3 protein-coding genes are annotated in these 1783 nt (G+C 69.9%); all 3 read left to right on the forward strand.

All coding sequences use genetic code 11. The features are described from left to right. Window positions 1-44 precede the first annotated feature (44 nt). Window positions 45-257 (forward strand): hypothetical protein, encoded by a 213-nt coding sequence (locus JMF86_RS18210; RefSeq protein WP_006480857.1) that lies wholly within the window; start codon window positions 45-47, stop codon window positions 255-257. A 124-nt stretch (window positions 258-381) separates the two neighbouring features. Next, on the forward strand, window positions 382-858 hold the full coding sequence (locus JMF86_RS18215) for a hypothetical protein (protein ID WP_012339691.1): 477 nt from the start codon (window positions 382-384) through the stop codon (window positions 856-858). A gap of 55 nt (window positions 859-913) precedes the next feature. Continuing rightward, the coding region (sctJ, locus tag JMF86_RS18220) for a type III secretion system inner membrane ring lipoprotein SctJ (protein WP_201317097.1) at window positions 914-1783 on the forward strand (870 nt) is incomplete at its 3' end.

A 1783-nucleotide genomic window follows, 5' to 3' on the forward strand; every position in this document is an offset into this window, starting at 1 on the left:
GCCGCCGGAAGATGGAGTGTGTTGTTCACGTAAAGGAGCGAAGCATGGGTACCTCGGCAGCAGGTGGTGTGACGAACACGGGCGACGTGCAGAAGCAGGCCGACGACCTGACCAAGACGCAGCTCGAACTGACCAAGATCAACTTCCAGGTTCAGCAATCGACTGCGACGTTCGAAACCAGCAACGCAGTGACCGCGCAGGAAGGGACGGCGAACGCCCAGGTTGCGCAACACCTGAGTTCCGCCGGCCGCGCGTGATGCCGGTCGCCGGCCGTGCCGTGCGACGTCGCACGCCGGGGCCGCCCGTGACGGGCGCTCGGCGTGGCGTAGGTGCGTGCCGGCCGGCCCGTTTCCGGCTTTGCCGGTCAAGGAGGACACGATCATGTCGGTAACAGGCGTAGGCGCGGCGCCGCCGGGCGCGGCTGCGCTCGCGAGTGCCGCGCAGCAAGCGGGCACGGCGTCCGATCCGGCGCAGGTGCGCCAGTTCGACGCGCTGATGCAGCCGGGCGCGTCGCCGGCCGCCCCGTCGTCTTCGTCCGGTGTCGCGATGTCGCGCGCGCCGGCGGATGCGGCGCCGGCCGTGCAGATGACGCCCGCGCAGGCGAACCAGTCGTCGCTCGTCGAGCGGTTGCGCACGTACGGCAACGATCTCGATTCGCGGTACGCGAACATCGACAAGCATCGCAGCGAGATGCTGACGTCGATGGCGGACAGCCGCAGCGACCCGCTGATGACGATGGTGAAGGCGATGGATTTCCAGTGGACGGCAACCACCACGATTTCGGAATACCAGTTGAGCCTGTCGGTTGCACAGGCGGCGAACGGCTTCACGCATACGGTGCTGAAGACGCAGGAGTGAAAGCGCGCGTGCTGGCCGGCGGATGCGGCCTCACGCGCCCTGAAGCGGACAAACGATGACGACGATCGATTCGACGCCGCGCATGCATGCGTGGCGCAGCCGGGCGGCGCGCGCGCTGCTCGCGGGGCTGCTCGTGCTGTTGGCCGGGTGCCAGAAGGAGTTGTACTCGGGCCTGTCGGAGCGCGACGCGAACCAGATGGTCGCGGTGCTCGGCGACGCGGGCATCAGCGCGTCGAAGGACAACGATGCGCGCGACACGTCGGACCGCAATGCGTGGCTCGTGAGCGTCGCGGACGGCGACATGCAGGCGGCGCTCACGGTGCTGCAGGCGAACGGGCTGCCGAAGCCGAGCTATGCGAGCCTCGGCGAGCTGTTCCAGAAGCAGGGCCTCGTGTCGACGCCGGCCGAGGAGCGCGTGCGCTACCTGTACGGCGTGTCGCAGGATCTGTCGCGCACGCTGCAGGACATCGAGGGCGTGGTGGTCGCGCGCGTGCAGGTCGTGATTCCGGAGAACGATCCGCTCGCGGACAAGATCAAGCCGTCGTCGGCCGCGGTGTACATCCGCTACCGGCCGGGCGTCGACCTGCGCGCGATGGCGCCGATGGTCAAGGATCTCGTCGCGCACAGCATCGAGGGGCTGCAGTACGACAACGTGTCGCTGTTCCTGCAGCCGGCCGCCGCGCGCGCGACGCGCGTGGACGGGATCGGCAGCGCGGTGTCGGACATCCTGCGGCTGCGCTCGCCGCTCGGCTGGCTCGTGTTCGCGCTGATCCTGCTGACCTGCGCGGTGATCGCGCTGTCGGCCGCGCGGCGCGGGATGTTCGGCGCGCGGCTCGCGGGCCTGCTCGGTGCGCCGCGCGGGGCGAGCGGGAGCGGTGGTACGACCGCGCAGCAGGCCGGCGGCGGACTGCGTACGCCGGACGGC

The sequence above is a fragment of the Burkholderia sp. E168m15 genome (assembly GCF_016586105.1).
Classification (GTDB): Bacteria; Pseudomonadota; Gammaproteobacteria; order Burkholderiales; family Burkholderiaceae; genus Burkholderia; species Burkholderia orbicola.

What these genes read in the sequence shown, in the direction of transcription:
- JMF86_RS18210 (WP_006480857.1), top strand. Translation starts at nt 45, where the DNA reads ATGGGTACCTCGGCAGCAGGTGGTGTGACGAACACGGGCGACGTGCAG.
- JMF86_RS18215 (WP_012339691.1), top strand. Translation starts at nt 382, where the DNA reads ATGTCGGTAACAGGCGTAGGCGCGGCGCCGCCGGGCGCGGCTGCGCTC.